General features: G+C 57.2%; 3 protein-coding genes. 1 reads left to right on the top strand and 2 read right to left on the bottom strand.

The window, feature by feature from the left end:
* Window positions 1-467 (bottom strand): GspH/FimT family protein (locus M0974_RS24040; RefSeq protein ID WP_297842840.1); only part of this gene is annotated, 467 nt, incomplete at its 3' end.
* 350 nt (window positions 468-817) lie between these two features.
* Here M0974_RS24040 and thiO point away from each other — a divergent pair.
* Window positions 818-1,924 (top strand): glycine oxidase ThiO, encoded by a 1,107-nt coding sequence (gene thiO / locus M0974_RS24035; protein ID WP_297842837.1) that lies wholly within the window; start codon window positions 818-820, stop codon window positions 1,922-1,924.
* Window positions 1,925-2,162: 238 nt separating this feature from the next.
* Here thiO and M0974_RS24030 read toward each other — a convergent pair.
* On the bottom strand, window positions 2,163-2,879 hold a 717-nt coding region (locus M0974_RS24030; RefSeq protein WP_297842834.1), incomplete at its 5' end, for a sigma 54-interacting transcriptional regulator.

The following is a 2,879-nucleotide window of genomic DNA, read 5'->3' as shown; positions in this document are numbered from 1 at the left end:
CAATTGCACTCTCCCGTTGTTGGCAGCGTGGTAGACGGAACACTGATACGGCCGCTCCCGAGCACGCCAACATATTGGGTTTTAATCGACGTGTCTCCGGTATAAGTGAACGTGAAGCAGGTAGCAGGTGAGGCGTTGCCGGTGGAAGAGAAGACGATACTGCCGATTGCCGTCGTGATGGCCACCCCGGTTTGAAGGCCCCCTGTGCCAATCTCCCTGAGTACAGTGCCCTGATTGGTGAGAATCACCTTGATGTCGCCATTCCAGGCGGAGTTACTTGAGCCAGGCGGCGATATAGTGATCGACGTGCCGCGTGACGCCGCCTCGCCGCGAGAATATTGCAGCAGGTCGTATAACTCATTGGCTGTTGTGGTCACGTTGTTCTTATGGATCAGGCTGGTGAAACTGGGGGCTGCAAGTGCCGCAAAAATTCCCACGATGACCACGACTATGATCAACTCAATCAACGTAAACCCACGGCTACCCTGGGATAAACATGGACTATGAAGGCCACGATGCGCCTTTGACTGCCTGACGCTAGAGCCGAAATCCATTACTCAAATTCCATTTTTATCGGTGGAAATATCGTGATACTACTCAACTTTAAAGTCGTTATCTAATAGATGTCTGGGCGTTTCAGCAGACCAGTGGCATTTTGACGGCTTTTGCTGAGCAGCGCCGACTCGCCCCGGCTAAGGCCTAGTCGAAATATCGGCCGCAGTCTGCGACCATGGCCCACTGCTTAATCGACGACCCCGGCGTTTTTTCCTTAGTCTTACACGCGCCGCATCCCTTTCTTTTTTGCGTTGAGTCCACAATGTCCAAGCAACAGGTAGTCATAGTCGGCGGTGGTGTGATCGGTCTGTTGACCGCGTTCAATCTAGCCTCCGAGGTAGAAAGTGTGGTCCTGCTGGACCGTTCCGGTGTCGGCCAGGAAGCGTCATGGGCGGGGGGCGGGATTGTTTCGCCGCTCTACCCCTGGCGCTACAGTTCTGCCGTGACCGCATTGGCGCATTGGTCGCAAGACTTCTATCCGCAGTTGGCCGAGCGGTTGTTTGAGGCCACCGGAGTTGATCCCGAAGTCCACACCACCGGTCTGTATTGGCTGGACCTGGACGACGAAAAAGAAGCACTGGAATGGGCGGTGCGCATGAATCGGCCGTTGAGCGCTGTGGATATTTCCGCCGTGCATGAAGCGGTGCCGGTGATGGGCGGCGGTTATTCGCGGGCGATCTATATGGCGAACGTCGCTAACGTGCGCAATCCGCGTCTGCTGAAATCTCTGAAAACGGCGTTGCTGGCGCTGCCTAATGTCACGCTTCATGAGCAGTGCGAAGTCAGTGGTTTTATCCGCGACGGCGACAGGGTGCTCGGTGTCAGTACGGCGCTCGGCGATATTCTGGGCGACCGCGTGGTGCTGGCTGCTGGTGCGTGGAGCGGTGAACTGCTGAGCACCGTTGGTCTGGAGCTGCCGGTGGAGCCGGTTAAGGGCCAAATGATTTTGTACAAGTGCGCATCCGACTTCCTCCCGAGCATGATCCTCGCCAAGGGCCGTTATGCAATTCCGCGACGCGATGGTCACATCCTGATCGGCAGCACGCTGGAACACGAAGGCTTCGACAAGACCCCGACCGGCAGCGCACTCGAGAGTTTGAAGGCGTCGGCGGTTGAGTTGATTCCGGCGCTGGCTGACGCAGAAGTGGTTGGACACTGGGCTGGGTTGCGTCCTGGTTCGCCCGATGGCATCCCGTTTATCGGGCCGGTGCCGGGTTTTGATGGGCTGTGGTTGAACTGTGGGCATTACCGAAATGGTTTGGTGCTGGCGCCAGCGTCTTGCCAATTGTTGACGGATTTGTTGCTGGGGAGGGCGCCCATTATTGATGCGGCGCCTTATGCGCCACAGGGGCGGTTGGCGTTCGGTTGAAGGTCGCGCCGCAGTAGGTCTGATACACCGCGTCGTCTGCTTCCCGAACAAGCTCGGTCCCACCGACTCTCGGCATGACGCCGGTTTTGGGGTAATCCACAGACAGTTGGTCTGGGGTTACTCTCAAACATAGAATCTCCCACAGGTTTTTTTCAAGTCAAAATGTGGGTGGTCGATATTCTGTCAGCAGCGCCGTGGTTGCTCGCTTCAGTCCCTAAAGGGGACTGAAGCGAGCGAATTAATCATCCAACCCCAACTTCTTCAGCCGATACCTTAACGAGCGAAACGTGAGGTTCAGGCGTTGGGCGGCGGCGGTGCGGTTCCAGCGGGTTTCCTCGAGGGCTTGCAGGATTAGTTTGCGCTCGATGCTTTCCAGGTAGTCCTCAAGGTTATCGATGTCCGCAAGGTTGTGTTCGCCGGGGCTGCTGCTGGTGGGGGAGTCGATGAGGCGCAGGTCGCTGGCTTCGATCTGGTCGTTCTCGCACAAGGTGTACGCGCGCTCTAGCATGTTTTCCAGTTCGCGCACGTTGCCCGGGAAGCGGTAGCTTTTCAGGGTTTCCAAGGCTTGGGCGTTGAGCTTGGCAGCTGGCTGGCCAGACCCTTCAGCCAATCGCTGGAGCACGTTGTCTGCTAGTTGCACGATGTCTTCCCTGCGTTCGCGCAGAGACGGCACGCGCAGTTCGATGACATTCAGCCGGTAGTACAAATCCTGACGGAAACGGCCGGCGGCGACTTCTGCGTTCAAGTCTTTGTGGGTGGCGCAAAGCACCCGTACGTCCACAATCAATTCCTGCTGACTGCCGATGCTGCGCACGGCTTTTTCCTGAATCGCCCGCAGCAGTTTGACCTGCATCGCCAAGGGCACTTCACCGATCTCATCGAGAAACAAGGTGCCGCCATGGGCAGTTTCGGCCAGGCCGATCTTGCGTTGCAGGGCCCCGGTAAAAGCGCCTTT

It is taken from the genome of Pseudomonas sp. (assembly GCF_026224925.1).
GTDB lineage: Bacteria > Pseudomonadota > Gammaproteobacteria > Pseudomonadales > Pseudomonadaceae > Aquipseudomonas.
Note: the sequence above shows the minus strand (reverse complement) of the source record. Positions and strands in the feature narration are given on the sequence as shown.

What these genes read in the sequence shown, in the direction of transcription:
- thiO (WP_297842837.1), top strand. Translation starts at nt 818, where the DNA reads ATGTCCAAGCAACAGGTAGTCATAGTCGGCGGTGGTGTGATCGGTCTG.